Annotated in this window: 23 protein-coding genes; 6 read left to right on the forward strand and 17 right to left on the reverse strand. The window is 71.0% G+C overall.

Annotation, left to right across the window (positions count from 1 at the left end):
* Position 1: 1 nt before the first annotated feature.
* From ADK66_RS19390 to ADK66_RS19435, 10 genes are all read right to left on the reverse strand, one after another.
* On the reverse strand, positions 2 to 1,009 hold the full coding sequence (locus ADK66_RS19390) for a cation diffusion facilitator family transporter (protein WP_053657307.1): 1,008 nt from the start codon (positions 1,007 to 1,009) through the stop codon (positions 2 to 4).
* Between the two features lie 49 nt (positions 1,010 to 1,058).
* On the reverse strand, positions 1,059 to 2,258 hold the full coding sequence (locus tag ADK66_RS19395; protein ID WP_053657309.1) for an SIS domain-containing protein: 1,200 nt from the start codon (positions 2,256 to 2,258) through the stop codon (positions 1,059 to 1,061).
* Entirely contained in the window at positions 2,255 to 2,440 is a 186-nt protein-coding gene (locus tag ADK66_RS19400; RefSeq protein ID WP_053657311.1) for a Trm112 family protein, read from the reverse strand. The genes ADK66_RS19395 and ADK66_RS19400 overlap by 4 nt, the downstream gene beginning before the upstream one ends.
* A 60-nt stretch (positions 2,441 to 2,500) precedes the next feature.
* Entirely contained in the window at positions 2,501 to 3,886 is a 1,386-nt protein-coding gene (locus ADK66_RS19405; RefSeq protein WP_053657313.1) for a phosphomannomutase/phosphoglucomutase, read from the reverse strand.
* 69 nt (positions 3,887 to 3,955) lie between these two features.
* On the reverse strand, positions 3,956 to 5,086 hold the full coding sequence (locus ADK66_RS19410; RefSeq protein WP_231640101.1) for a hypothetical protein: 1,131 nt from the start codon (positions 5,084 to 5,086) through the stop codon (positions 3,956 to 3,958).
* Between the two features lie 261 nt (positions 5,087 to 5,347).
* Positions 5,348 to 5,734: a hypothetical protein gene (locus ADK66_RS19415; RefSeq protein ID WP_053657316.1), complete on the reverse strand. Its 387-nt coding sequence runs from the start codon at positions 5,732 to 5,734 to the stop codon at positions 5,348 to 5,350.
* 84 nt (positions 5,735 to 5,818) lie between these two features.
* Positions 5,819 to 6,259, reverse strand: coding sequence for a hypothetical protein (locus tag ADK66_RS19420; protein WP_053657318.1), 441 nt, complete (start codon positions 6,257 to 6,259; stop codon positions 5,819 to 5,821).
* Positions 6,256 to 10,587, reverse strand: a complete 4,332-nt coding sequence (locus tag ADK66_RS19425; protein ID WP_053657320.1) for a toxin glutamine deamidase domain-containing protein — start codon at positions 10,585 to 10,587, stop codon at positions 6,256 to 6,258. Before ADK66_RS19425 ends, ADK66_RS19420 begins: the two co-directional genes overlap by 4 nt.
* Positions 10,588 to 10,603: 16 nt before the next feature.
* Entirely contained in the window at positions 10,604 to 10,936 is a 333-nt protein-coding gene (locus ADK66_RS19430; RefSeq protein WP_053657322.1) for a hypothetical protein, read from the reverse strand.
* Positions 10,933 to 11,355: a YbaB/EbfC family nucleoid-associated protein gene (locus ADK66_RS19435; RefSeq protein WP_053657324.1), complete on the reverse strand. Its 423-nt coding sequence runs from the start codon at positions 11,353 to 11,355 to the stop codon at positions 10,933 to 10,935. The genes ADK66_RS19430 and ADK66_RS19435 overlap by 4 nt, the downstream gene beginning before the upstream one ends.
* Positions 11,356 to 11,434: 79 nt before the next feature.
* Here ADK66_RS19435 and ADK66_RS19440 point away from each other — a divergent pair, with 79 nt between their 5' ends.
* The 3 genes from ADK66_RS19440 to gabT all read left to right on the forward strand — a co-directional run bounded on the left by ADK66_RS19440 (position 11,435) and on the right by gabT (position 15,532).
* Positions 11,435 to 12,676, forward strand: a complete 1,242-nt coding sequence (locus ADK66_RS19440) for an SUKH-3 domain-containing protein (RefSeq protein WP_053657326.1) — start codon at positions 11,435 to 11,437, stop codon at positions 12,674 to 12,676.
* 148 nt (positions 12,677 to 12,824) lie between these two features.
* The gene (locus tag ADK66_RS19445) at positions 12,825 to 14,261 is read left to right on the forward strand and encodes a gamma-aminobutyraldehyde dehydrogenase (RefSeq protein WP_053657329.1); all 1,437 of its coding nucleotides are present in this window, start codon (positions 12,825 to 12,827) and stop codon (positions 14,259 to 14,261) included.
* Entirely contained in the window at positions 14,261 to 15,532 is a 1,272-nt protein-coding gene (gene gabT, locus ADK66_RS19450) for a 4-aminobutyrate--2-oxoglutarate transaminase (protein WP_053657330.1), read from the forward strand. The genes ADK66_RS19445 and gabT overlap by 1 nt, the downstream gene beginning before the upstream one ends.
* Positions 15,533 to 15,592: 60 nt before the next feature.
* Here gabT and ADK66_RS19455 read toward each other — a convergent pair whose 3' ends face one another.
* From ADK66_RS19455 to ADK66_RS19480, 6 genes are all read right to left on the reverse strand, one after another.
* Positions 15,593 to 16,267 (reverse strand): hypothetical protein, encoded by a 675-nt coding sequence (locus ADK66_RS19455; protein WP_053657332.1) that lies wholly within the window; start codon positions 16,265 to 16,267, stop codon positions 15,593 to 15,595.
* A 57-nt stretch (positions 16,268 to 16,324) separates the two neighbouring features.
* Positions 16,325 to 16,990: a M15 family metallopeptidase gene (locus tag ADK66_RS19460; protein ID WP_053657334.1), complete on the reverse strand. Its 666-nt coding sequence runs from the start codon at positions 16,988 to 16,990 to the stop codon at positions 16,325 to 16,327.
* Entirely contained in the window at positions 16,987 to 18,114 is a 1,128-nt protein-coding gene (locus tag ADK66_RS19465) for a D-alanine--D-alanine ligase family protein (RefSeq protein WP_053657336.1), read from the reverse strand. The genes ADK66_RS19460 and ADK66_RS19465 overlap by 4 nt, the downstream gene beginning before the upstream one ends.
* On the reverse strand, positions 18,111 to 19,136 hold the full coding sequence (locus tag ADK66_RS19470; RefSeq protein WP_053657338.1) for a threonine/serine dehydratase: 1,026 nt from the start codon (positions 19,134 to 19,136) through the stop codon (positions 18,111 to 18,113). Before ADK66_RS19470 ends, ADK66_RS19465 begins: the two co-directional genes overlap by 4 nt.
* A 100-nt stretch (positions 19,137 to 19,236) precedes the next feature.
* Positions 19,237 to 20,301, reverse strand: coding sequence for a HAMP domain-containing sensor histidine kinase (locus ADK66_RS19475; RefSeq protein WP_053657340.1), 1,065 nt, complete (start codon positions 20,299 to 20,301; stop codon positions 19,237 to 19,239).
* A complete protein-coding gene (locus tag ADK66_RS19480; protein WP_053657342.1) occupies positions 20,298 to 20,963 on the reverse strand; it encodes a response regulator transcription factor in 666 nt (221 codons plus the stop codon). The genes ADK66_RS19475 and ADK66_RS19480 overlap by 4 nt, the downstream gene beginning before the upstream one ends.
* 234 nt (positions 20,964 to 21,197) lie before the next feature.
* Between ADK66_RS19480 and ADK66_RS19485 the strand changes: the two genes are divergently transcribed.
* From ADK66_RS19485 to ADK66_RS19495, 3 genes are all read left to right on the forward strand, one after another.
* On the forward strand, positions 21,198 to 22,499 hold the full coding sequence (locus ADK66_RS19485) for a helix-turn-helix domain-containing protein (RefSeq protein ID WP_053657344.1): 1,302 nt from the start codon (positions 21,198 to 21,200) through the stop codon (positions 22,497 to 22,499).
* A 48-nt stretch (positions 22,500 to 22,547) separates the two neighbouring features.
* Entirely contained in the window at positions 22,548 to 24,053 is a 1,506-nt protein-coding gene (gene adh / locus ADK66_RS19490; protein WP_053657346.1) for an aldehyde dehydrogenase, read from the forward strand.
* Positions 24,054 to 24,247: 194 nt separating this feature from the next.
* Positions 24,248 to 24,604 carry a DUF779 domain-containing protein gene (locus tag ADK66_RS19495; RefSeq protein WP_053657369.1) on the forward strand — a complete coding sequence of 119 codons (357 nt, stop codon included), beginning with the start codon at positions 24,248 to 24,250 and terminating at the stop codon, positions 24,602 to 24,604.
* A 229-nt stretch (positions 24,605 to 24,833) separates the two neighbouring features.
* Here the strand turns inward: ADK66_RS19495 and ADK66_RS19500 are convergent, their stop codons facing one another.
* Positions 24,834 to 25,685: a type IV toxin-antitoxin system AbiEi family antitoxin domain-containing protein gene (locus ADK66_RS19500; protein WP_053657348.1), complete on the reverse strand. Its 852-nt coding sequence runs from the start codon at positions 25,683 to 25,685 to the stop codon at positions 24,834 to 24,836.
* Positions 25,686 to 25,901: the final 216 nt, after the last annotated feature.

The following is a 25,901-nucleotide window of genomic DNA, read 5'->3' on the forward strand; positions in this document are numbered from 1 at the left end:
GTCAGACCCCGGGTCGCCCGGCCGCCTCGCCCGACGCATCCTGCGACTGCGGTACGGCGGTGTCCGCGGCGGCGCCGGTGCCCGCCTCGGCGGCGGCCACGCTGTAGATGTCCGGCTCCAGGTAGATCACCCGGGCGATCGGCACCGCGACGCGGATCCGCGCCTCCACGGCGTTGATGCCACGGGCCAGCTCGGGAGCGCTCTCCCAGGACGGTACGCCGATCTTCGCGGCCACCATCAGCTCCTCCGGGCCGAGGTAGAGCGTCTTCATGTGGATGATCCGCTCCACCTCGGGGCCTGCGGTGATAGCCCGTTCGATGGCGACCAGATCCTGCTGTTCGGCACCCTCACCCAGCAGCAGACTCTTGGTCTCGATGGCGAGCACGATGGCGATGACCACAAGCAGGATGCCGATCATCGCGGTGCCTGCCGCATCCCACCGACCGTTGCCGGTGATCAGCGTCATCGACACGCCGAAGAGCGCGAACACCAGACCGACAAGCGCGCCGAGGTCCTCCAGCAGCACCACCGGCAGCTCCGGCGCCTTGGCCCGGCGGACGAAGTTCACCCAGGACTGCTTGCCCCGGACGAGGTTGGACTCCTTGATGGCGGTCCGGAAGGAGTACGACTCCATGAGGATCGCCGCCACCAGCACGACCACCGGCAGCCAGTGCCAGGATTCGATTCCGCCCTCGTGGCTCCACTTGTGGTACGCCTCGTAGAGGGCGAACAGGCCACCGATGCTGAACAGCACGATGGACACGATGAACGCGTAGATGTAGCGCTCCCGGCCGTACCCGAAGGGGTGCTCCGGGGTGGCTGCCCGCTTCGCACGCTTACCGCCGAGCAGCAGCAGGGCCTGGTTACCGGAGTCCGCTACCGAGTGAACCGACTCGGCGAGCATCGACGACGAGCCGGAGAGCAGGAACGCAATGAACTTCGTGACAGCGATGCCGACGTTTGCCAGCAGAGCGGCGACGATTGCCTTCGTCCCACCGGTCGCGCTCACGCCACCACTCCGCTTCGCGTCGCGGCGACCTGAGACGCCCTACGTGCGTTCACTGGTTCGACAGCTCCTTCATCTCGGTGATGGCCGGAACCGCCATCGGGTCAAGCCCGTGTGCCAGAGCAAGATATATCGATGCGAAATCCGGTACGGCGATCAGCGACGCTAGTCGCTCCAGCGCCGATCCGCCCTCGGCCGTCACCACGTCGCAGCGCACACCGCGGCGCTCCGCGAGGGTCTGCACCGCGTCGGCGCGTCGCTCCTCGACTGCGAGGGGCTCGTCGGTGTCGTCCTCGGCGTTGAGCCCGCCGTCGCGCAGCAGCACCAGCCGCAGCCGGGTGCCCTCGCCGTCGTCGTCCTCCGCCGGGTCGGCGAAGATGTCCCGTTCGCCCTCGGCCAGACCGCCGAACACACCGTCGAGCAGGCCGACCCGTCCCCGACCGGCCTCGCCGAGCGCCCCGGTGACCACCGGGTAGCGGGCGTTCGCCGACAGGGTGTCACCGAAGCGGCGGGCCGCCACGGTGGCCAGCGGAGACGAACCCCAGACGATCGGGATCGAACCCGCCAGGCCCAACGCCAGCGACTTCGCCGGGTTGACGAACGACTCCGCGGCCGAGCGGCAGCGGTCGGCGTCCGCGTCGAGCCGGGCCGCGGTCTCCGCCAGGTCCGCCTCGTTGACCTTCACCAGCCCGAGTGAACGGGCGGCGAGCAGCACCGGCACTGTCAGCGCCCACAGACTCGCCCGCGCCGGAGCACGCCGGGGCACCGGAATGAACGGCGCACGGGCCCGCTCGGCCACCGACTGCAACTGCGAATCCGGGGCACCCACCGCGACCAGCCGCGCGCCCCGCCGGTGCGCGGCCTCGGCCGCACCCAGCGCCTCCGGGCTGCGACCCGACGCGCTCACCGCGATCACCACGTCGGCGGCGCCCACCCAACCGGGTACGCCAGCGCTGCGGTGCCCGATGATCGGGACCGGGCAACGCGGCCCGGCCACAGTCGCCAGCACGTCACCGGTCCGCCCGGCGGTGCCGATACCGGCGACGACAACGGCCCGTGGCCGCCCGTCGTCGGCAAGCACCGCGAGGTTCGCCTCGGCCGCCAACGCCGCGCTCTCCCGAACCTGGGCACCCGCCGACGCGGTGTGCCGCAGCATGCCGCCCGGGTCGTGTTCGGCAAGCGCGTCCGGGTTGTCGAGCAGGGCCTCGTCGGCGTCACGACGCCCACTGACCCCGGCCGTACCGTCGATCATGAGGGCTGCCCCGGACCGCCACGTGCCTCGTCGAGCAGCAGCACCGGCACGTCGTCGCGGACGTCGAAGATCCGGCCGCACTCCGTGCAGGTCAACGTCTGCGCCTCGGCGTCGTAGGTGAGCGGGGCGTGGTGCGTATCCGGGCAGGCGAGGATCTCAAGCAACTGCGGATCCAGGGCCATGGCTGGCTCCTTCCACGAGTGCGGGGTCACCGGCGGCGGTGCCGACCGGCGCAGGCGATCTTATCGGCGAACGCGGTCGAGCACGTCGTCCCGGAGCGAGACCATCCGCTCGCGGGTGGGCGCCTCGACATTGAGCCGCAGCAACGGCTCGGTGTTGGAGGCGCGCAGGTTGAACCAGGCGCCGTCGGGAAAACGCAGCGTCAGACCGTCCATCTCGTCGGACGTCGCCTCCGGGTACGCGGCACGGACCTCGGCCACCGCCGCGGCCTGGTCGGCCACCGTCGAGTTGATCTCGCCGGAGGCGATGTAGCGCTCGTACTCCCCGGCCAGCACGGACAGCGGCAACGGCTGCTCACCGAGCGCGGCCAGGGTGTGCATCGCGGCGAGCATCCCGGTGTCGGCGAACCAGAAGTCCCGGAAGTAGTAGTGCGCCGAGTGCTCGCCACCGAAGACGGCGTTGGTCCGAGCCATCTCCGCCTTGATGAAGGAGTGCCCCACCCGGGCGACCACCGGCTCACCGCCGTGCTCGCGGATGATCTCCGCGACGGCGCTGGACGTGATCAGACCGTGGATCACCGTGGACCCCGGGTGCTTGGCCAACTCGCGGGCGGCGACCAGGGCGGTGATCGCCGACGGCGACACGGGCTCACCCCGCTCGTCCACCACGAAACACCTGTCGGCGTCGCCGTCGAAGGCCAACCCGATGTCCGCCCGGTGCTCGACCACAGCCCGCTGGAGATCGACCAGGTTCGCCGGATCCAGCGGGTTCGCCTCGTGGTTGGGGAAGGTGCCGTCCAACTCGAAGTAGAGCGGCACGATCTCCAACGGCAGGGCCGACAGGGCGGCGTCGCCCAACACAGTGGGAACTGTGAAGCCGCCCATCCCGTTGCCGGCGTCCACCACCACCTTCAACGGCCGAATGCCGGAAAGATCGACCAACTTACGCAGGTACGCCGCGTAGTCCGGGAGCAGATCACGCCGCTCGGCCGGCCGGGTCGACTCGCCCACGGGACGGGACGAGCCTGAATCCAGCAGTGCCTGCGCCCGCTCCCGGATCTGCGCCAATCCGCTGTCCTGGCCGATCGGCCGGGCACCGGACCGGCACATCTTGATGCCGTTGTACTGCGCCGGGTTGTGACTGGCCGTGAACATCGCACCAGGCAGATCCAGCGAACCGGAGGCGAAGTAGAGAAGATCAGTGGACGCCAACCCGATCTCGATCACCGAGCGACCCTCAGCACGGACCCCCGCGGCGAAGGCGGCGGCCAGGCCCGGCGAACTGGCCCGCATGTCGTACCCGACGACCACGGCGTCACCGGGCTCGTCGGTGGTGTTGAGCAGCTGGGTGAAAGCGGCCCCGAGCGCCTCGGCGACCCGTTCGTCCCACTGGTCCGGCACCGTCCCTCGGACGTCGTACGCCTTCACGATCTGGGACAGGTCCGACACGAGTTCCGCTCCTTGGCCGCAGGTTTCCAACAAAGCTGAGCGTATCGGAGCGGGTCGGTTCAGCCCCGCTCAGCCGGGGAGCCGAGGCATGAACATGGTGTGATCGCCCCCGTCGTCAGGTGGAGGCGTGTGGCCGGGGCGCGGCCCAACACCCGGAGTGCCCCCGGCACCCGGCATCGGCTGCGTCGCATCCGGCGTCGGAGCGGCAGGCGGGGCGCCGTACACCCCGCCGGTGGCGGGCCGGGGCGACGGCACCACGCCGTAGCCGCCGGACTGCTGCTGCCCGTACACCGCGCCCGGCCGACCCGGCGCGGGCGGCGAGCCGCCCCCGGACCGGTAGGTGGTACCGCCGGGGTTGCCCGGCAGCTGAACTGGCTCGTCGGCAGGCGCCCGGTCCTGCCGCGAGCGACGGAACAGCAGCCCGATGAGCAGCAAACCGACCGCCACCATCGCGATACCGAAGAACATCACAAGCGAACCGCCACCTGATGACTCCGCAGCGGCCGCCACAGTGCTCGGCGTACCGGACTCGGCGGCCAGCGCCGCCGGAGTCACCGGATCGGCGGGCGTCGTCTCGGTGGGGCTCGGGATGGGCGACGGCTTCTTCGACGGCGTGGGCGACGCGGAAACCTTCGCGCCGGCCACCTTCGCCGTGTCGGAACCCCGACCCAACTCCTGGCCGGCCGCGCTGACACCCACACCGGTCACAGCGAGCCGGCCGCCCGGAGCACCGGCGGCGAACGCCACCCGGTACCGCACGGTGATGCCCTTGCCCTTGCACAGGGTCGGCTTCGCCGGCGACGTCTGCGCGGTCGACACACTGCCGCCACCGCCGGAGACAGACACCGGGAACCAACGCCCGCCCGCGTTGACCTGGACGGTCACCTGACCCGGTTCAAGACCCTCAAGGCGCAGACCCAGGGCGGTACGCAGCAGGACGCACCCCTCGGAGCGCTTGCGCACCGCGACGTTCACCCCCTGCGCCGACCCCCCGGCGGCGAAGCTGCTGGCCGAGCCCACGCGGACCGAGTCGTCGGCGGCCAGCGCCGGCGACGCGCCGAGCATCACCAGGGCGCCCACCAGACCACAGACCGTCGCGAACCGTGCCGCGCGACGACGCACCGACATGATCACCTCACCGTTCTCCCCGGGTGGGGTTCGCGGCCAGGCTACTACCGCGCCCTCCTGACCCCTGGTCATAGAGCGGTCCAGATGTGTGCGGCGTTACGGTTTACCGACCAGCAGCAACGACGTGCCACGCTGCCGGTTTGGCCCGACTCCGGCCCTGCGGACATCGACGCCGCCGAGTGGGCCCGGGCGCAAAGCTGACCGACGCGCCCGGCGCAGGGCGCGGCGCGGGCGCGCGCACGGCTCCCGCCTCGCGGCTCGCGCAGAGTGCGCGGCGCGCAACCGGGGTGTCCGGCGGTTCCGGATACCCCGGTTTCAAGGAAACCGAGTCGATCAAGGCAGGCGGGGCCCGGCAGCAGTGCCGCCGGCAGCTTCGCCGTCCAGTTTGTCCCGGTCGGAAGGTGCGGCTGGGCCGTCATCGGTGGCGAAGCCAGCCGGGCCAGCGGATTTCTGCGGCTCGCCCTCGACGGTCCGGCCGTCGGCCTTCTTCGTGGCGCTACGGCTGTCGGCCTTCTTCGTGGCGCTACGGCTGTCGGCCTTCTTCGTGGTGGCGCCAAAGGCGATCGCGAAGGCAGTACCGATGGCGATGCCGAAGGCGACACCGATGGCGACGCCGCCGGTCGACGAGAACAGGGGGATGCCGATCGCCAGGCCGATCATGATGCCGGCAGGCCACGCCCAGGCGTCGGTCCTGCCGCCCTTCGCGTCAAACTTCGCCATGTACCGATGTTAACGGGCGCGAGAAAACCTCGCCGGAGCGCGCGCAACGCCCGCCCCGCCCTCGATCAGCACACGGTGTGAGGGCTAGGTCGCGGCTGCTATGGAGGGGTCCGCACCGAGGTCACCGGCCGCGCGGAGCTGCTCCTCGAACATCACGAACGTCCGCTGCCGGATTCCCCGGATCAACGCCTGCTCGCGTGGCGTCTCTCGACGCGACTCGGCGTCCGCCAGGCTCTCGATCGAACGCACCGTCTCGTAGAGCGCGAAGATGGGGCCTTCCCCCTTGAGGTAGTGGGCTCGAAAAGCCTCGACCTCCTGCACGAAATCCTCCGCGTTACGGCGGAAGATGTCCCCTCCGATGCTCAGCATTATTTCGACGAAGATGTCGTTCTTCTCGTGCCACCCTCCGGAGTCGATGGACACCCGCCAGACACGAGCGCCACCATCGGGAGTCTCGACGATCTTTACAGGCGACTGATGGTAGAGATAGTAGGCGGGAAGCACGAGGCCAGGCGTCTCGGTCATCTGGGCTTCTCCTCATAGGTTGACAGCAACGCCTGCCAGAACTCCTGCTGCTCGCGGAGCCGGACACCTTCCACAATTGCTCGCTCACGTGACGTCAAGGCGCGACCCTCGGCTATAGCGAGGGCTTCGATATCGCGCCGCACCTCGTAGAGCACATGCTCCCAATCGGCCACAGCGTCGATGGCAGCCAGGTGCAGCCGGAATTCAGCGAGGTGACCGTTACGCATCCGCAGTACGAGCTGCACGTCCCGGTAGCCACTACTCATTGGCGAGACGAACCGGTCTTCGCAGCTCACTATCAAGACGTCTCGGTGCCCCTGAATCCGCTCAAGCGCAGCGTAGAGATCATCAAGGGAGTCGAATTCAATCTTCGCAGCCGCCAGGTCGAACAGCTTCGACGCGTCGCCCTGCCGCTTTTCCACCTTGTCTTCGGCTCGACGTCGATCCTTTGGTTCAGCCCGCCAACCAGGTTCTCCGACGCGATGACCGTCTACAAGGGACAGAGACACCGCAAGCTGGTTCAAATCGGTCTGCGCCCCGGCTGCCGCCACATAGAGATCATCGAGGTAGCGCTTTCGATAGGAGGCGTCACCGCTACGGTGTCTGTCGAACCCTGGCTGCGCAGCCGGTCCCGGACATGCTCGGATGCTAGCGCTGATCCTTAGCTGCTCGTCTGTGAGAGGTGTTGGCGCTGGTTGTGGCACTTCGCGGCGGGACGCGGTCTGACCTGCCGCCTCCTGCCGGGAGACGTCGTCGAGCACGTCGGCGAGCACGTCGATGGCCTGCTGATGACCGGCCAGGTGATAGAGCGTCAGTGGGCGGGCGGTCAACGAGTTCGCGAGTTCGGGTGTGGACAGGATGATGCGCGCCAGATCCGGATGCCGTGCCAACTGTCGGGTCAGGTGTTCGGCCAGATCCGGCTCGTTCGCGGGCGGCTGTCTCCGGGTGCGGTCGAGCATGTCGCGGACCCGGGCGTCGGCGAACAGCCGCACCACATCCCGGGCCGACGCCTCGTCGAGATCCGGTACCAGCCGACGGAGCGTAGGTGGGTCGATCTCCGTGGCGAACTCGAGCGGACTCACTCCAGCCGCGAAGATGTCTTCGAGACTGCCCGCCGTGGCGATGGCCCGGGCCGGGCCGCCGGTCGAAGGACCGTCCCCGGCACTTCCAAAACTGGCATCGGCGGCCTCCGGGAACGGGCCTGAGCCGGGACCGTCCAGGAGCAGGTACATGCGGTTTACGTAGGGGTCGCCGTGGCTGCCGTTGTCGTACGCCGGTGGGTGGTTCGGCAGGTCGGGACGTTCGCTGAACCGGCCCCGGGGCAGGCCGCCGAGCGGCATCGGCTGGCCGTCCCCGCTCAGCACGAGCGCGTCGATGCCGATCACGTCGGGATAGAGCGGCCGGTCCCGGATGGCACCTGTCTGCGGGTCGAGGTAGAGGATTGTCCCGTTCTGGTTGAGCGCCACCCAGGCGTGCGAGCCACCGGTGGCCCATTCGGTCACCAGGAACGCATAGCTGCCGTGGCCGCCCAACAGCAGTTGGTCACGCAGATTGACGTACCCCCGATCGGCGGCCTGTCGCGCCTGCACGGGGTTCAACCGCCCGCCGGGCGGCGGGGCGAGAACCTGCTGGAAGCGTCCACCGGTCACGTCTTCGACCCGGCCCGGACCGCCGGCCTCCCCGCGGATCGGGCGTTGGATGTCGCCGTCGAGGTAGCCGTCGAAGGTCCGTGGCGCCGACACCCGGGGCCGCCCGTGCACCCACGTCTCGAACAGCGAAAGGGTGCAGTCCAGGCAGTTGATGCCCCGTGTGGCGTCGGCGCGGGGTCCGCCGTCGTTCAGCAGGCGGAACCAGTCGCCCCGGCGGGGGTCGGCGGTACGGATGACGGTGCCATCCCGCTCACGGGGCATCTGCCGTTCGACGTCCACCTGGTGCAGGGCCAGTGGAGGACGTAGCCCTCCGGGCTGCCCGTACGGCCGGGAGTCGTCGATCGGCGGGGGCACGTCATCGCCGGTGAGCGCGGATCTGCCGGTGGTCCCCACCGCGCCGAGGGTGAGCGAGCCGACATCCTTGTTGGCCTGGTGGAACGCGCCGTCGGTGAGGTCCACGACCTCGGGCGCCCGGGCGCCGGCCAGCACCGCCTGGGCCAGGTCACGACATTCGGCGTACGCGCGGGACTCGTCGTTGGCGGCCCGCTGCCAGCCGTCGGACCACTGCCGATGACCGGTCCGGTGCAACTGTCGGGCGTAGGTGGCGTACTCGATGGCCCTGCGGTCGTGTTCGGCGGCCCGGAGGCGCAGCCGGCCGGCCTCGGCCTGTCGGCGGGTGTTCTCGAACGCGGCCCGCTGTGACTCGTAGTGACTCTGGTAGCGCCGTCGTTCGGCGGCTTCCGCCTCGGCTGTCCACCGGGCGGCGTACCAGTCGTGGCTTTCCCGCGCGGGCACCGGCGGATCGCCGAACGCCGCCACGTCGGCGGGGACCGACGCCCGGCCACGGGCCGGATGGACGGCCGGTGGGAGGGCCCTACGGATCGGGACACCCGCTGGCGCAGGCTGGCGGCCGATCGCCGGGCCAATGACCGTGTTGCCTCCCGCCGCAACCGCGCCGTGGGCGAAGGCACCGTTCGGCGCCCCAACCGCCGGGCCGGTGACCGGGGACGGCGACGCCACCGGGCCGAGGGGCTGCGGGGCGGCAACCGACGGGGGGACTACCGGCGCGGCAGGGGCCTGAGAGGTGACGGCAGCGTGTGTGAACGGCGGCACCATGGTGCCCGTCGCGGCGGGCGGGCCGGCCGACGAGGACCATGCTGTCGGAGCGTTGCCGGCCGGGGCGAGCGCCCCCGGGGTAGCCGCCTGCGACTGGCCGGTCGGGCTGCCCTGAAGCGTCGCATCCACGGCCACCGACGAAAGCTGTGGATCCAAGCCAACCGAGCCAACCAGACCAGCCGAGCCGGTCGAGGAGAGCGTGTTGTCGGCCGCGACCGACCGTTCGGAAGCGACCGGCCCGCCCTGGGCGGGCACGTCGGCCTCGGTCGGCAGCACCGCTCGGGCTGACCCGTCCTCCACCACGGACGGAACGCCCATTGTGGGCGCTGCCGATCGGCTGGGGTCCGACGAGATGGCCTGCGGCAGACCGGCGCCGTCGGCAGTCGAGTACGTCGACGGCTCGGCATGCAGCGGCGTCGCGTGGTCGGACGCCGCAGTCGCCGGTGGGCCCGCAACATTCGCCCCCGCCTGCACGGAAACCCCTGCCGCAGAGGTGACCGGGAAGTCGGGCGGCAGGGAGGGGCCGGTGAAGGACGCGTCGGCCAGGGCATTGGACTGCGCCTGGACTCGCGCCTGCAACGCGTGGTCGACCTGCCCGGTCACCGAACCGGTGACCCCGGACGCGGCGGCCCGTACCGCGTCCTCGGCCGAGATCGGGCCCTGCCCGGTGGCGATGCTCGCGGCGGTCTCGGCGAACATCTCGCCGGTCATCTCCCGGCCCAGGTGCTCGCCGACCCGCGCCACGCGGCCGGTGGCGTGCCGGCCCAAGCCGGCCACTGGTGCTACCGCGCCACCGGCGAGCCCGCCGACGGCCGATGTGCTCAGGTCGGCCAGGTCCAGGCCGTGCGCCCGGCCTGTCGAGTTCTGGTACGCCTGGGTGGCGAGGCTGATCCCGGCCTCCTCGGCCGCCTCTTCCAGCCCTTCCCGGGTGGCGCGCTTGGCGAGCCCGCGTACGCCGCCCTTGGCGACCTCCTTGGCCGCGCGCTCGCCGGCCTCCTTGAGCCCGTGTTTGAGGGATTTGCTGGCCAGCTGGCCCAACAGGCGTTTGCAGATCTGTTGGATCAGCAGTCGGGTGGCGGTGACCGCCGCTCCGGCCGCGGGCGACGCGGCACCGGCGGTGAGCACCGCCACCACCGCCACGGTGAGCAGTTCGACGACCAGGATGCCCAGCTCGATCCAGACTTCGAGTTTGGCGCCCTCGATGTCGCAGCCGCACTCCTCGACGAGGCGGCCGAGGTCGGTGCTGACCGCGAGCAGCACGGGCAGTGGCGCGTTGTCGCCCTCGGCGAGCCCTCGCCAGGCCGCCTGGAAGGCGGCGTCGACGGCACCGACACCGCCGTACCCGCTGCGGACCTCGGCGGCGGCTCCGGCGGCGTCGGTGTGCGGGCCGGCGAGGACGGACGCGACCGCGTACCACCTGTCGGCGACGGCCCAGACGGCCCGCTCGTCGCCCTCCGGCCACTGCACGCCGATCACCCAGTCGAGCGTCTCGTAGATCCAGCCGGGAACGTCCCAGGGTGCGTAGTCAAGCGGGTGCGGGATCGGGCTCGGCAGCACGCTCATCCGGATCGACCCACCGTCAGCGCTTGTCGGCGACCCGGTCGAGCCGGGTGGCGCTGGCGCTGTCGGTCCGCATGCTCGCGTCGACCGCGCGGACCACGTCGGAGCCCAACTCGGTGAGCCGGTGCCCGACGCCCGCCCAGGCCCGCAGCACAGTCTGCTCGATGCCTCGGTAGTTCCGCTCGAACGCGGCCCCGATGTCGTCGCGGCCCCACGGCTGGACGCCGCTGGCGGTTTCGATCTCGCCGCCCTCCGCCGCCCGGCGGGCGGTCACCGCAGCGCCGGACGAGGCCAGGTCGGCCCCGCCCCGTCGCGCGCGGGCCGGGTCGAGCCACAGCTGCCCGTCGGTCATGCCGGCCCCTCACCGCGACCGAGGACCGCGTCGGCGCGGCCGAGCAATGCGCCGAAATCCCCGGTACGCAGGAAGTCCACCGAGCCGGAACCGGCCGGTACGGTCTCGGCGACCACATCACGGGTGGCGGCAGCGGCGGCGGACGTGGCGGCACTGACCGTCTCGGTGATCTTTCGGCTCAGCGCTGCGGCGTCCCGGTCGCGGTAGATGGCCGGGGTCAGGTCGAGCGAGACCAACTCGCCCCTGGCGCCGACGGTCGCGGTCACCGTCCCGTCGCTGGACCGCCTGGTCACCCGCAGCTCGGCGAGTCGGGCGGCCAGATGGTCCAGATTGGAGCGGAGCTGCTGGTACTGCCCGTACACGTCATCGAATCGGGCTCGTAGCTCGCGATTGGCGTCCCGGCCCACGCGTTCGCTCACCGCCGCCCCTCCCGTCACCGTCGGTAGAGCGAGACGATACCGGCTGCCATCGATCCGTGTGGTCCGGTAGTTTCGATGCGTGATCGACCGTCAACAGGCCGAGCAGCTCGCGGCCACCTGGGCCCGCCGCGACTCGCAGCGGCTCGGCCACGAGTGCACGGCAATGGTCGACGAGTTCGACCTCGGCTACGTCATCACGTCAGTCGTGCCCACCGAGGCGCGTACGATCCCCGGCGACCTGCCGGCGACAGTCATCGACAAGCAGACCGGCACTGTCACCACCTGGCCCCGGGTGCCGAGCGATGTGGTGGCGGAGATGTACCGCCGCAGCCAACCCACCGGCCCTGCCGCTCCCCGCACTGTCGACCCGTCGAGCCTGCTGGCCAGGGAGATTCATCGGATCCCCACCCCGAACACAGTGGCGCACCTGACCGTCGACGGTCGCATCTGGACGGCTCAGGGCGTCAAGGGCGACGTATCGCTGAACCATCACCCGCTGATCCGCACCTATCTGGACGCGCAGCCTCCGGGCGAGCTGGTCCGTGGCGCCGAGGCACATGCCGAGCTGATCGTGGTCTCCGACGTCCTGCACGAGTACGACCACCGACGAGCCGCCGAGGGCATCGCGCCGATGGGTCGTGGCGAGGCGGCAGCACTGCTCGGCGGCGCGCGGTTCGAGATCTTCCGGATCCGTGAACCGGGCGACCCGGCTGGTGGCCCCGCCGACCGGCCCTGCGATTCGTGCCTCGCCTTCCTGGTGCGCGCGAACGTGTTGCCGGATTCGGCACGGGGTTACATCGAAACCTGGCTGGCACCGGCGGCACCGGACCCTGATCCGGGGCGTTTCCCGCCGGAGGTCGCCAACGCGCTCGTCGCCGCCGGGTGGCGACCGCACATCGGGGACCAGATCATGGCTGCCGCCGCCGTCCGGGACATCACCGCCGTGTCGGGGCAGGTCCATCGACACGAGGTCTTTCCCGCCGCCGTGGAGGCGATCACCACGTTTCCCAGCCTCGTCGGCGCTCGCCGCGGCCGGGGCGAGCAGGTGTGGATCTCCCGCTTCGACATCCGTCCGCACACCATGGGGCACACCGCCGACACCCTCGCCGACTTCGGCAGGGTGCTCGGCGTACGACTGTTTCCGCTCGGCACCGAGCAGCAGGACAGCATCCTGGCGGTCGACGAGCGCGGCCGGGTCTTCGCGCTGGACCAGGCAGGCGAGTGGTTTCTCGGCGACACCGTCGACGCCGCGTTCACCACACTGCTGCTCGGCCGCGCGCCTGCCCGGGTCCGCGACGACGGCACCTGGCAGGCCGACTGACGCGCGAGGCGGCCAGCCGCACGAGGTGACCCCGGGTCGACGGAAACAGTCGCAACAGGCCTTGTCTGCCGCGAATTCAGTAGCGAAGATGGCAGGCAGATTGCGATAACCGCCGTAGACCGCACCCGGCCCCCTCGGAGAGACCGCCATGAGTGACCAGCAGCAGCTGCGCAACTTCGTCAACGGCTCCTACGTCGAACCGGCCGACGGCGGGTACGCCGACCTGATCGACCCGTGTACCGGTGAGGTGTTCGCCCAGGCGCCCGTCTCCGGCGCCGCCGACGTGGACGCGGCGATGACCGCCGCCGCCACCGCCTTCGAGAGCTGGCGGGAGGTCACCCCTGCCGAGCGGCAGCGGGCGATGCTCAAGCTCGCCGACGCCGTGGAGGCCCGCGCGGCCGAACTGGTCGACGCGGAGGTCCGCAACACCGGCAAGCCGCGCCAGCTCACCGCCGACGAGGAACTGCCGCCCGCTGTGGACCAGTTCCGCTTCTTCGCCGGGGCGGCCCGGTTGCTGGAGGGCCGGTCGGCCGGCGAGTACCTGGCGGGGCACACCTCGTACGTGCGGCGCGAGCCGATCGGCGTGTGCGCCCAGGTCACGCCCTGGAACTACCCGCTGATGATGGCGGTCTGGAAGATCGCCCCGGCGCTCGCCGCCGGCAACACTGTGGTCCTCAAGCCATCGGACACCACGCCGGTGTCGACGCTGCTGCTCGCCGAGATCGCCGCCGAGTTCTTCCCGCCGGGGGTGTTCAACGTGGTCTGCGGCGATCGAGACACCGGTCGTACTCTCGTGTCGCACCCGACCCCGCAGCTGGTGTCGATCACCGGCTCGACCCGCGCGGGCATGGAGGTCGCCGCCGCGGCGGCACCCGACCTGAAGCGCACCCACCTGGAGCTGGGCGGCAAGGCCCCGGTGGTGATCTTCGACGACGCCGATGTGGCGGCGGCGGCCGAGGCCATCGCGATGGGCGGCTACTTCAACGCGGGGCAGGACTGCACGGCGGCGACCCGGGTGCTGGCCGGGCCGGGCATCCACGACGACTTCGTGGCGGCGCTCGCCGAGCAGGCCCGCAACACCAGGACGGGCGCCCCGGACGACGCCGACGTGCTCTACGGCCCGCTGAACAACGCCAACCAGCTCGCCCGCGTCAGCGGCTTCGTCGACCGGCTGCCGGACCACGCGGCGATCCAGACCGGCGGGTCCCAGCAGGGCGAGCGCGGCTACTTCTACGCGCCGACAGTCGTCTCCGGGTTGCGCCAGGCCGACGAGATCATCCAGGACGAGGTGTTCGGGCCGGTCATCACCGTGCAGCGCTTCACCGACGAGGACGAGGCGGTGCGCTGGGCGAACGGCGTCGACTACGGCCTGTCCGCGTCGGTGTGGACGCGGGACCACGGCCGGGCGATGCGGATGACCCGACGGCTGGACTTCGGCTGCGTCTGGGTGAACACGCACATCCCGTTCGTCTCGGAGATGCCGCACGGCGGCTTCAAGCACTCCGGGCACGGCAAGGACCTCTCGGTCTACAGCCTGGAGGACTACACCCGGATCAAGCACGTCATGCACAACATCGAGGGCTGATGACATCCTCCGAGGATCTGCACAAGCGGCGCGGCAGTGCCGTCGCGCGGGGCGTCGGCAGCGTCATTCCGTCCTACGTGGACCACGCGGCGGGCGGGACGTTCACCGACGTCGACGGGCGGGAGTGGATCGACTTCGCCGCCGGCATCGCTGTGACGAGCGTCGGCAACGCCGCACCGAAGGTCGTCGAGGCGGTCCGAGCGCAGGTCGAGCGGTTCACCCACACCTGCTTCATGGTCGCGCCGTACGAGTCGTACGTGACGGTGTGCGAGCAGCTCAACGCGTTGACGCCGGGCGGCTTCGAGAAACGTTCGGCGCTGTTCAACTCCGGTGCCGAGGCTGTGGAGAACGCCGTCAAGATCGCACGGCACGCCACCGGGCGGCCGGCGGTGGTGGTGTTCGACCACGCGTACCACGGCCGGACCAACCTGACCATGGCGTTGACCGCGAAGAACATGCCGTACAAGCACCGGTTCGGGCCGTTCGCCGGGGAGATCTACCGGGTGCCGATGTCGTACCCCCTGCGCGACGGCGGGCTCTCCGGGGCCGAGGCGGCGGCGCGGGCCATCGAGATGGTCGAGAAGCAGGTCGGGGCCGAGAACGTCGCCGCGCTGCTGATCGAGCCCATCCAGGGTGAGGGTGGTTTCGTGGTGCCCGCGCCCGGTTTCCTGCCGGCGCTACGCGCCTGGGCCACGGCCGCCGGTGTGGTGTTCGTGGCAGACGAGATCCAGACCGGCTTCTGCCGGACGGGCGACTGGTTCGCCTGCGAGCACGAGGGCGTCGAGCCCGACCTCGTCACGCTGGCCAAGGGCATCGCCGGTGGCCTGCCGCTGGCCGCCGTGACCGGTCGGGCGGAGCTGATGGACGCGGTGCACGTCGGTGGGCTCGGCGGCACGTACGGCGGCAACCCGATCGCCTGCGCCGCCGCGCTGGCCACCATCGACACCATGCACGAGCTGGACCTGGCCGGCGCCGCCCGCCGGATCGAGTCGGTGCTGGTCCCCCGGTTACGGGCCATCGCCGAGCGGGATCCCCGCATCGCCGAGGTACGCGGGCGGGGCGCGATGCTCGCCATCGAGCTGGTCCAACCGGGCACGCTCACCCCCGACCCGGTCGCCACGGCGGCGATCTCGGCCGCCTGCCACGCCGCCGGCCTGCTCACCCTGACCTGCGGCACGTACGGCAACGTGCTGCGCTTTCTGCCCCCACTGGTGATCTCCGACGATCACCTCGTCCGGGCAGCCGACATCCTCGACGCAGCGTTTACCTGAGGTGTAAGGAAGGGCACCTTCTTAACGCCTGGTGCATAGGAAGGTGCCCTTCCTAACGCGTCAGCGCAGCACCGCGACCGTATTCCGGCGGACCAGGTTCTTGCCCGGCTCGCGGATCTGGTCCATCGCGGCGCTGTTGAGCAGCACGCAACTGCCCGACGGGCCGGTCACCGTCACAGTGGTCGCCCGGTTGTTGTCCAGGTTCGTCACCCGCAGCCGCGTACCCACCGGGAACCGGTCACTTGTCGCCGCCGGCGCGGCAGCCTCCTCGAAGAAGGTGATCGCACCCGAGCACACCGAGCCGGGTGCCGGTCCGGACGCGGCGGGAGACGCCGCCCCGGGGCGTACCGTGTCGGCCGGCGGCGCGGCGGCTGGCGGCGCGGCGCCGTCGAGCCGTTCCACGACGTTGCGGCGGATCACGTTCTTGCCCGGCTCGCGGACCAGGTCCATGGCGGCGGCGTTGAGCAGCACGCAACTGCCCGACGGGCCGCTCACCGTCACAGTGGTCGCCCGGTTGTTGTCCAGATTGGTCACCCGCAGCCGCGTACCCACCGGGAACCGGTCACTTGTCGCCGCCGGCGCGCCGGTCTCCGCCGAGAACGTGACCGACCCGGAGCAGGCGGACTGCCGTGCCGGGGCGGTGCCGGCGAACCCGAACCCGGTTCCCACCGCCACACCCGCCGCGGCGAGCACCGCCACGGTCGCCGCCAGCACGTGCCTGCGCTGCACCCTCATCGCCGTCACTCCCGTCCTCGGTGGTGTTCTTCACCGCGTGGTACGGACGGGAGAGCCCTACCGTTCAGCCGTCGCCGCGACGGCAAGGTCCACCGGCCCGTACCTGGTGTGCGGCGCCCCGGTCATCAGCGCCCAGTAACGGTCTCCGTACGACCAGTGCCACCACTCGGTCGGGTAGTTCACCAGCCCGGCACCTCCGAGCGCGTCCACAATGAGCCGCCGATGTCGGCGGGCGTTGGCCCCGATGGCGGGTGCGTCGGTGAAGCAGGCGTCGGCGCTGTCCTCCGGGGTGGCGTCGACGGCCGTACCGAGATCCAGCTCCACGCCGTCGTCGGTGCACAGGGTCAGGTCCACCGCGCCGCCAGTCGTGTGCGGGGCCACCTCGACCGGCGAGACGAACTTGCTGGTCTCCCGGTACAGCCGCTGCGCCGGCCAGTCCGGATGCCGTCGCCGCAGCTCGTCGCGGTAACCGGTGAAGATGGACAACTGCGCCCGATACGGCCGGTAGCCCTCGATGACGAGCAGGCGTACCCCGGCGGGCAAGGCACGCTGCGCGGCCAGCAACCGGTCCGCGACACCCGCGCGCAGGTGGGCGTACGCCCCGGTGTCGTCGGCCGCACGCCCGTCCAGCCGCAGCTCCGGAAACTCGCGCAGGTCCACCAGGGGCTCGCCGTCGTCGGCGCCGGGCACCGCCGCCACCCGGGGGTCGGAGAGCAGGATCATCGGACACTCCCGGTGGTCGCGGGGCGTTCCGCATGTCGGGTACGCGCCAACGCCACCAACCGCTCCACGACCTCGCGGTAGCCGACGCCGGTCGCCGCCCACACCTTCGGGTACATGGAGTGCGCGGTGAAGCCGGGCATGGTGTTGAGCTCGTTGACGTACAGCTCGCCGGTCGTCTCGTCGTAGAGGAAGTCAACCCGGGCCAGACCCCACCCGCCGATCGCGGCGAACGCGCGCAGCGACAACTCGCGGATTCGCTCGGTCACCTCGTCGGGCAGCACCGCCGGGACGATCATCGGGTCGCTGTCGCCGAAGTACTTCTGCTGGTAGTCGAACCATCCGCCGGCCACGCGCACCTCGCCCACCGCCGATGCCTCCGGCCGCCAGCCGCCGAGCACCGCGCACTCCAACTCGCGGCCGGTGACCCCCTGCTCGACGATGACGTGCTTGTCGTGCCGCAACGCCTCCTCCACAGCGGCGGCCAGGTCGTCGCCCTCGCCGACCCGGGAGATGCCGATCGACGAACCCATGCTTGCGGGCTTGACGAACAGGGGTCGGCGCAGCCCGAGCACGAGCTTCTCCGGGTCGGCGGTCTCCCGCCAGGTGTGCGCGTCGAACGCGACGTACGGGGTGACAGGGATTTCCTCGGCCCGCAGAGCCCGCTTCATCGCCACCTTGTTCATGCCCACGGCGGAGGCGAGGATGCCGCACCCGACGTACGGCACGTCCAGTTGCTCCAGCAGCCCCTGCACCACGCCGTCCTCGCCGAACGGGCCGTGCAGGACGGGGAAGAGCACGTCGAGTTCCGCGTGCACCGCGCCGGGGGCGTTGCCGGCGCACACCTGCACAGTCCCCGGGCGGGGGCCGGACCGCAGCTCGACAGCCGGCCCTGTCACTGTCAGCCGGTCGTCGATGGCCCGCTCGGCGGCGGGCCGGTCCCGCAACTCGGCGAGCTGCGCGTCGGGCAGCAGGCGGAATCCCCCGCTGCGGGTGATGCCGATGGCGACCGTACGGTATCCGCCGCCGGCCAGCGCCCGGACCACACCAAGCGCCGAGGCGCAGGAGACCTCGTGCTCCGCCGACGGGCCACCGAACAGGATTCCGATCCGAATCGGGGCACTCATGCCGCCGCTCCTTCCACAGTCGTCAACTCCGCGAGCCGGGGCGCCGTCAACCGGGCCGCCAGCTCCGCCTCCACGTTTCCGCCGGTCAGCACCACGCCTACCGTCCGCTCCCCGAGCGCGCCGCCGGCCCGCTCTTCCCGCAGCCGGAGCGCGCCGGCCAGGCCCGCCGCCCCGGACGGCTCGACGAGCACCTTCAGCTCCATCAGCAGCAGCCGGAACGCGGCGGCGATCTGCTCGTCGTCGACACGGACGACACCGCGCAGGGCGTTCCGCAGGATCGCGAACGGCAGCTCACCCACGCAGGACGGCCGCAGTCCGTCGGCGATGGTGGCGGCTGGCGGGACCGGAATCCGCTCGCCTGCGGACAGGCTGCGCGCCAGCGAGTCACAGCCGACCGGCTCGACGCCGTACACAGTGATGCCGGTGCCGGCGGCGGCCAGGCAGGCACCCGCCACCCCGCCACCGCCACCGACCGGCACCACAAGCGCGTCGAGCGGGGTGCCGGCGCGTTCGGCCTGCTCGATCAGCTCCAGGCTGGCGCTGCCCTGCCCGGCGATCACGTCCGCGTGGTCGTACGCGTCGACGAGCGGGTGGCCGGTCTGGTCGCGGAGCGCGTACGCCATCGCCACCCGCTCGTCGAGGCCGGTGCCCGCGAACACGACCCGCGCCCCCGCCGCACCGGCCCGGTCGACCTTCGTCGCCGCCGCGTCGACAGGCAGCACCACTGTCGCCGCGAGCCCGTGCTGGCGGGCCGCCAACGCCACAGCTATCGCGTGGTTGCCGGTGCTCTGCGCGATCACCCCGGTGTGGCCGGCGGCGGCGAGCCTGCCGACGGCCCGCAGCGCGCCGCGCATCTTGTACGAGCCGCCGGTCTGCAGATTCTCCGCCTTGAGCAGGACTCGGCTACCTGCCAGCAGGTCGATCGCCGGGGAGCGCAGCACCGGGGTACGGATCACCCGGCCGCTGAGCCAGCGGGCGGCGTCCTCGACATCGGCCCGGACGGGGCCAGCGGTGGATGGCATCGAACTCCTTTGTCACGGCCCGGACCGCGTCGGTCGTTTTTCGGGCACGCCGAAGGTGGGGATGCCGAGGTGCTCGGCTCCCGGAACGGTGTGGGTGGTGTCAGTTGCCTGCGGGTAGGTGGACGTCCACCCGCAGCCCGCCGTACTCGGCGGGTCGGGCGGCGATGGTGCCGTCGTGTGCCTGGGTGATCGAGCGGACGATGGCCAGGCCGAGACCAGCGCCGCCGCCGTGCGAGGTCCGGTCCCGGGCGAGCCGACGGAACGGCTCGAAGAGGCCGGCGACAGCCTCCGCCGGTACGGGCTGGCCGGTGTTGACAACTGTCAGCGCGGGAGCGGAACCGACAGTGACTGTCAGCGAGCCGCCGCGCCGGTTGTACTTGATCCCGTTCTCCACAAGGTTTGTGACAAGGCGTTCGAGAAGCACCCGCTCACCGACGACGACCCTCGGCGCGAGGTGACTCTCGATTGTCACGCCGGCCTCTTGGGCCCGGTCCTGGTAGCCGGCCAGCACCTCGGCGACGAGGTGGTCGAGCCGCTGCGGGATGCGCGCCCGCAGGCCCTGGTCGCTTTCGCTGAGCGCCAGCAGGCCCTCGATGAGCCGCTCGTTGCGTTCGTTGGTCTCCAGCAGCTGGCCGGTCAGCAGCTCCAACTGCTCGGGGGTGAGCGACCGGGCCATGCCCACCTCGATGAGGGTCCGCTGCACGGCAAGTGGGGTACGCAGCTCGTGGGAGGCGTTCGCGGCGAACCGCCGCTGCCCCTCGTACCCGGCGGAGACGCGTTCCATCATCTCGTCGATGGCCCGCGCCAGTTGGGCCACCTCGTCGTTGCCCCGGGGGCGGATCCGGTGGCCCAGGTTCTGCGGGCCGAGGTGCCGGATCGGCTCGGCAAGGTTACGCACCGGGCGCAGGCACCACGACGCCCCGAACCAGAGCGCCAACAGGGCCGCCACTGTCACGACCACCACCGACACCACGGGAAGCACGAACGCGCTCCGGCCCGCCTGGGCGCAGGACTCCGACACACCCGGCAGCGGCAGGCCGCAGAGCTGTAGGCCGCGGTTCCAGAGCAGCCCGGTCAGCCGGTTGCCGACCGCCGGCAGCACCGGCCCGGCGAGCAGCGCCAGCAGACCCACGAGCAGGACCCGGCGGCGGGGAGTCCAGCTCACGCCGGACCACCGAGGCGATAACCGGCCTTGGGCACCGTGTGGATGACCGGCGGGTCACCGAGCTTCTTGCGCAACGTCATGACGGTGACCCGTACGGCGTTCGTGAACGGGTCGGCGAACTCGTCCCAGGCCTGCTCCAACAGCTCCTCCGCGCTCACCACCTGCCCGCCGGCACGCAGCAGCACGTGCAGCACCGCGAACTCCTTCGGGCTGAGCGCCAACGGGCGGCCGTCCCGAATGGCGTGGTGCCGGGCCACATCCAGCACCACGCCATCCCGGGCGAGTACCGGCGGAAGCGCCGGGGTGGACCGTCGCCCGAGGGCCTGCACCCGGGCCACCAACTCGGCGAAGGCGAACGGCTTGGTGAGGTAGTCGTCCGCGCCGAGGCCGAGACCCTCCACCCGGTCCCGGATGCCTGCCGCCGCGGTGAGCAGCAGCACCCGGGTGCCGGCGGAGGTGCCGGCGATGCTGCGGCACACCTCGTCGCCGGTGTGGCCGGGCATGTCCCGATCCAGCACCGCCACGTCGTACCGGTTCACGCCGATCCGCTCCAGCGCACCGTCACCGTCGTAACAGACGTCGACGGCCATCGAGAACCGCCGTAGCCCTTCGGCCACCGTGTCCGCCAGCAACCTCTCGTCGTCCGCCACCAACACCCGCACGATTCCGCTCCCCCGTGGTTCGCCTTCCCGCATACCGTCGCAGGCCAGGGTTAAGGGTTCTGTAAGCACCCGCCGGAGCCATCCTCCACGCCGTCATCCGACCGACAAACCGCCGCTACCAGGAGCTGCCGCCTTCCTCCCCGTCACACGCGGTGTGCGTCGTGCGTCCCGCCGCCCTCGGAGGTTGGCGATCGGGCGTGAGCTGCGTCACGATGGGGCCCGAGGAGGTCGCCGATGGCTGACCCGTGGCTCGCCCTGGAATTCGGTGTCGATCCGGCGGAACGGATCGCGCAGGTCGGCGCCGCCCACGAAGCCTTCCTCACCGGCGCCGCCCACGACGCCTTCCTCACCGGCGCCGCACCGCACCGGGTGCGGGACGTGGTCCGCCGCTCCTGGGAACGCTCCGCACGGCTCGACCCCGAGGCCACCCCGCCTGTCGACCTGGCCGACGACGCCCTGGCCGCGTACCGGGCCGCCCACCCGTTGGCCCGTGTGCTGCCGCTGTTCCGTGACCTGCTCGGCGGCACCGCCCAGGACGGCGCGCACCTGATGGCGGTCTGCGACGCGTACGGGCGGCTGCTCTGGGTCGAGGGGCATCTGGGTGTGCTCCGGCATGCCGAGCGCATGAACTTCGTGCCCGGCGCCCGCTGGGACGAGACGCACGCCGGCACCAACGCGCCCGGCACCGCGCTGGCCGTCGACCACAGCGTGCAGATCTTCGCCACCGAGCATTTCAGCCGCCCCGTGCAGCGCTGGACCTGCGCCGCCGCGCCGATCCACGACCCCACCACCGGACGACTGCTCGGCGCGATCGACATCACCGGCGGGGACCACCTGGCCAACCCGCACAGTCTGGCGCTGGTCCGTGCCACAGCCCGGGCCGCCGAGGCGCAACTCGCCGTCGACCGACCGGCGCAGCCCGGCGTCGCCACGGTGACCGCGCTCGGCCGGGACGAGGCGGAGCTTCGGGTCGACGGCCGGGTGATCCGGCTCGGCCGCCGGCACAGCGAACTACTGGTGCTGCTGCTGCACCACCCCGAGGGGCGTACCGGCGAACAACTCGGCCTCGACCTCTACGGCGACGACCGACTGCACCCGGTCACGGTGCGCGCCGAGCTGTCCCGGTTGCGCCGGGTGCTCGGCGGCGAGGTGCTCGACTCCCGCCCGTACCGGTTGCGCGGCACCATCCACGCCGACTTCACCACCATCACCCGACTGCTGGACCAGGGCGATCCGGTGGGAGCCCTCGACGCGTACTCCGGGCCCCTGCTGCCCAGCTCGGACGCGCCGGGAGTGACGCGACTGCGCCGGCTGATCGACGGTCAGCTCCGCGCGGCAGTGCTGGCCGCCGCCGACCCGGCGCTGCTCGCGGCCTGGACCGCGACGCCGGCCGGCGCCGACGACCTGGCCGCGTGGCAGGCCCTGGCGCGGGCGTTGCCGGTGGCCGCGCCGCGCCGGCCCCTCGCGCTGGCCCGCATCGACCAGCTCTCCGGTGAGTACGACCTTCCGCGCGCAACGTGGCTGCAACGTTCCTGAAACTACCGTCGCCGTCGGCACACCCGCACAACGACGGCGGAGGTAACCATGACGCGCTACGACGCGCCCACCCACTGGCAGTCCCGTTACGACCACTTCATCGGCGGCGAGTACGTCAAGCCGCACGGTGGTGACTACTTCGAGAACCCCACCCCGGTCACCGGGCAGACCTTCACCGAGGTCGCCCGGGGCACCGCCCCCGACGTGGAAAAGGCCCTGGACGCCGCCCACGGCGCCGCCGACGCGTGGGGGCGCACCTCGGTGGCCGAGCGGGCGCTGATCCTCAACCGGATCGCCGACCGCATGCAGGACAACCTGGAATCGCTCGCCATCGCCGAGAGCTGGGAGAACGGCAAGCCGGTCCGGGAGACCCTCGCCGCCGACATCCCGCTCGCCATCGACCACTTCCGCTACTTCGCCGGGGCGATCCGCGCGCAGGAGGGGTCACTCGGCGAACTCGACGACGACACGGTGGCCTACCACTTCCACGAGCCGCTAGGCGTGGTCGGGCAGATCATCCCGTGGAACTTCCCGATCCTCATGGCCACCTGGAAGCTGGCGCCCGCGCTCGCCGCCGGCAACGCCGTGGTGCTCAAGCCGGCCGAGCAGACGCCCGCGTCCATCCACTACTGGCTGTCGCTGGTGGCGGACCTGCTGCCGCCGGGCGTGCTCAACATCGTCAACGGCTTCGGCGTGGAGGCCGGCAAGCCGCTGGCCTCCTCACCCCGGGTCGCGAAGGTGGCGTTCACCGGCGAGACCACCACCGGGCGGCTGATCATGCAGTACGCCAGTGAGAACATCAAACCCGTCACCCTTGAGTTGGGCGGCAAGAGCCCGAACATCTTTTTCGACGACGTCAGCGCCGCCTCTGACGACTTCCTGGACAAGGCGCTCGAAGGCTTCACCATGTTCGCCCTCAATCAGGGCGAAGTCTGCACCTGCCCGTCGCGGGCGCTGATCCAGCAGGGCCACTACAGCGACTTCCTGGACGCGGCGGTGGCGCGCACCAAGGCGATCGTCGCCGGACACCCGCTGGACACCGACACGATGATCGGGGCGCAGGCCTCCAACGACCAGTTGGAGAAGATCCTGTCCTACCTGGACATCGGCCGGCAGGAGGGCGCCAAGGTGCTGACCGGCGGGTCCCGCGCGGACCTGGGCGGCGACCTGTCGGGCGGCTACTACGTCGAGCCGACGATCTTCGAAGGCGACAACTCGATGCGGATCTTCCAGGAGGAGATCTTCGGGCCGGTGGTCTCGGTGACCTCCTTCGCCGACCTCGACGATGCCGTGAAGATCGCCAACGACACCCTGTACGGGCTCGGCGCGGGCGTGTGGAGCCGGGACATGAACACCGCGTACCGGGCCGGGCGGGCCATCCAGGCCGGTCGAGTGTGGACGAACTGCTACCACGCGTACCCGGCGCACGCCGCATTCGGCGGATACAAGCAGTCCGGCATCGGGCGGGAGAACCACAAGATGATGCTGGAGCACTACCAGCAGACCAAGAACCTGCTGGTCAGCTACTCCACCAAGAAGCTCGGCTTCTTCTGATGAGCGACACGTCCGTCGGCGGCGCGGCACCCGGGTCATCGGGTGCCGCGGCGCCCGGGTCGTCCGGTGCCGTAGTGCCCGGGTCATCCGGTGCCGTAGTGCCCAGGTCGTCCGGTGCCGCGGTGCCCAGGTCGTCCGGTGCCGTAGTGCCCAGGTCGTCCGGTGCCGTAGTGCCCGGTGCGGCAGCGGCCAGCTTGCCTGGTGCGGCCTCTCCGGTCGCTCTGACCCCTGCGGCGGCCGAGCTGATCCGGTCACTGCGGGGGCGGCACGGGCCGCTGATGTTTCACCAGTCCGGCGGCTGCTGTGACGGCAGCGCCCCGATGTGCTACCCGGCGGGTGAATTCCGTACCGGCTCGTCCGACGTGCTGCTCGCCTCGTTAACTGTCGACGAGGTGCCCGAGCCGGTGGAGTTCTGGATCTCGAAGTCCCAGTGGGAACTGTGGAAACACACGATGCTCACCGTCGACGTGGTCCCGGGCCGAGGTAGCGGCTTCTCCCTGGAAGCCCCAGACGGCGTCCGCTTCCTAATCCGCTCCCGCCTAGCCCCCTAGCCCCCGCCCTGCCCGACCCGGCCCGGCCCGACCCGTCGATCATGGAGTTGTGGTGGGTGCTAGATGACTAGTTACACCTTTTGTGAGGCACCACAACTCCATGATCGACGCGGTGGCGGGTGGCCCGGCCAGGAGCCTGGGTTGGGGTCGAGGTCGAGGTCGAGGTCGAGGTCGGGGTTGGGGTCGAGGTCGAGGTCGAGGTCGGTCGGGGTCGGTTGGGTTGGGTTGGTTACTGGTGGAGGAGAGGGGCGAGGGTGGCGATGATGTGGGCTGGGCGGCGGTAGAGGTCCAGGTCGGTGAAGTGGCGCATTTGCCAGCCGTTGGCGGCGAGCCAGTTCATCCGGGACCGATCACGCCGAAGCCGGTCACGGTCCAGGTGGGACGAGCCGTCGTACTCGACTCCGACCCTGCGTTGTCGGTAGCCGAGGTCAAGGCGGTACAGCGGTATCCCGTTGCCGTCGGGGACCCAGAGCTGCGGCTCCGGCGGCGGAAGACCGCCATCGATCATCACCAGCCGGAGCTGGCTTTCTTGGCGACATTCCGCGCGCGGGTCGGCGCGTGGCACGAGTTCGCGTGCCTGGCAGACGCCGCGCAGGCGTTCGTGCCGATCGACCTCGACCCGAAGTTCCTCTGGTCGACAGGCACCGACGCGAAGACACAGGTCCAGCAGCGGCATCACGTCCATCCGACGCAATGATCGGGCCAGGTCGATCGCGCACCGGGCGGCGGGAGCACACGGCACTCCGCCCAGAAGCACCGGGTCGCGTACCGGCAGCACCGCCTCGTGGGCGACGACCCCTCGGATGTGCGGAACGCTCTCCCCGGCCGGCACGATTATGTGCACGTCGGCGCTGCGGACGTCGCCGAAGCCGTGCAACTGCGCGCCGGTGTGGAAGCCGACGACGGCGCTGTCAGGCAGCCGCCGGAAGATCGCCGGCAAGTGCTCCGGCGAGTACGCCGAGGGCGCGTAGATGCTCCGCGACAACCGGCGCAGCCGGGACTGCTCTGCCAGCCTCCGCACCTGTTCCCGGCTGAGGCCAGCAGCGAGTAGCTCCGAGTATCGAAAGAGGTGCTCCGCCATGCCCAGGAATCTGCAGGCAAACCTGGCGATCCGGCGCCCCCAACTCAGCGCCTGTGGAAAACCACCACCCCTGTGCATAACCACCAAACAAAAGCCATCCGTGCTACGGCCTCCGCCCCACCACCCCGCCGATCATGGAGTTGTGGTGCCGGACAGAAGCCACAAACTGGTACTCACCGCCCACCACAACTCCATGATCGACGGGGGCGGGGCGGG

It is taken from the genome of Micromonospora sp. NRRL B-16802 (assembly GCF_001279555.1).
GTDB lineage: Bacteria > Actinomycetota > Actinomycetes > Mycobacteriales > Micromonosporaceae > Micromonospora > Micromonospora profundi.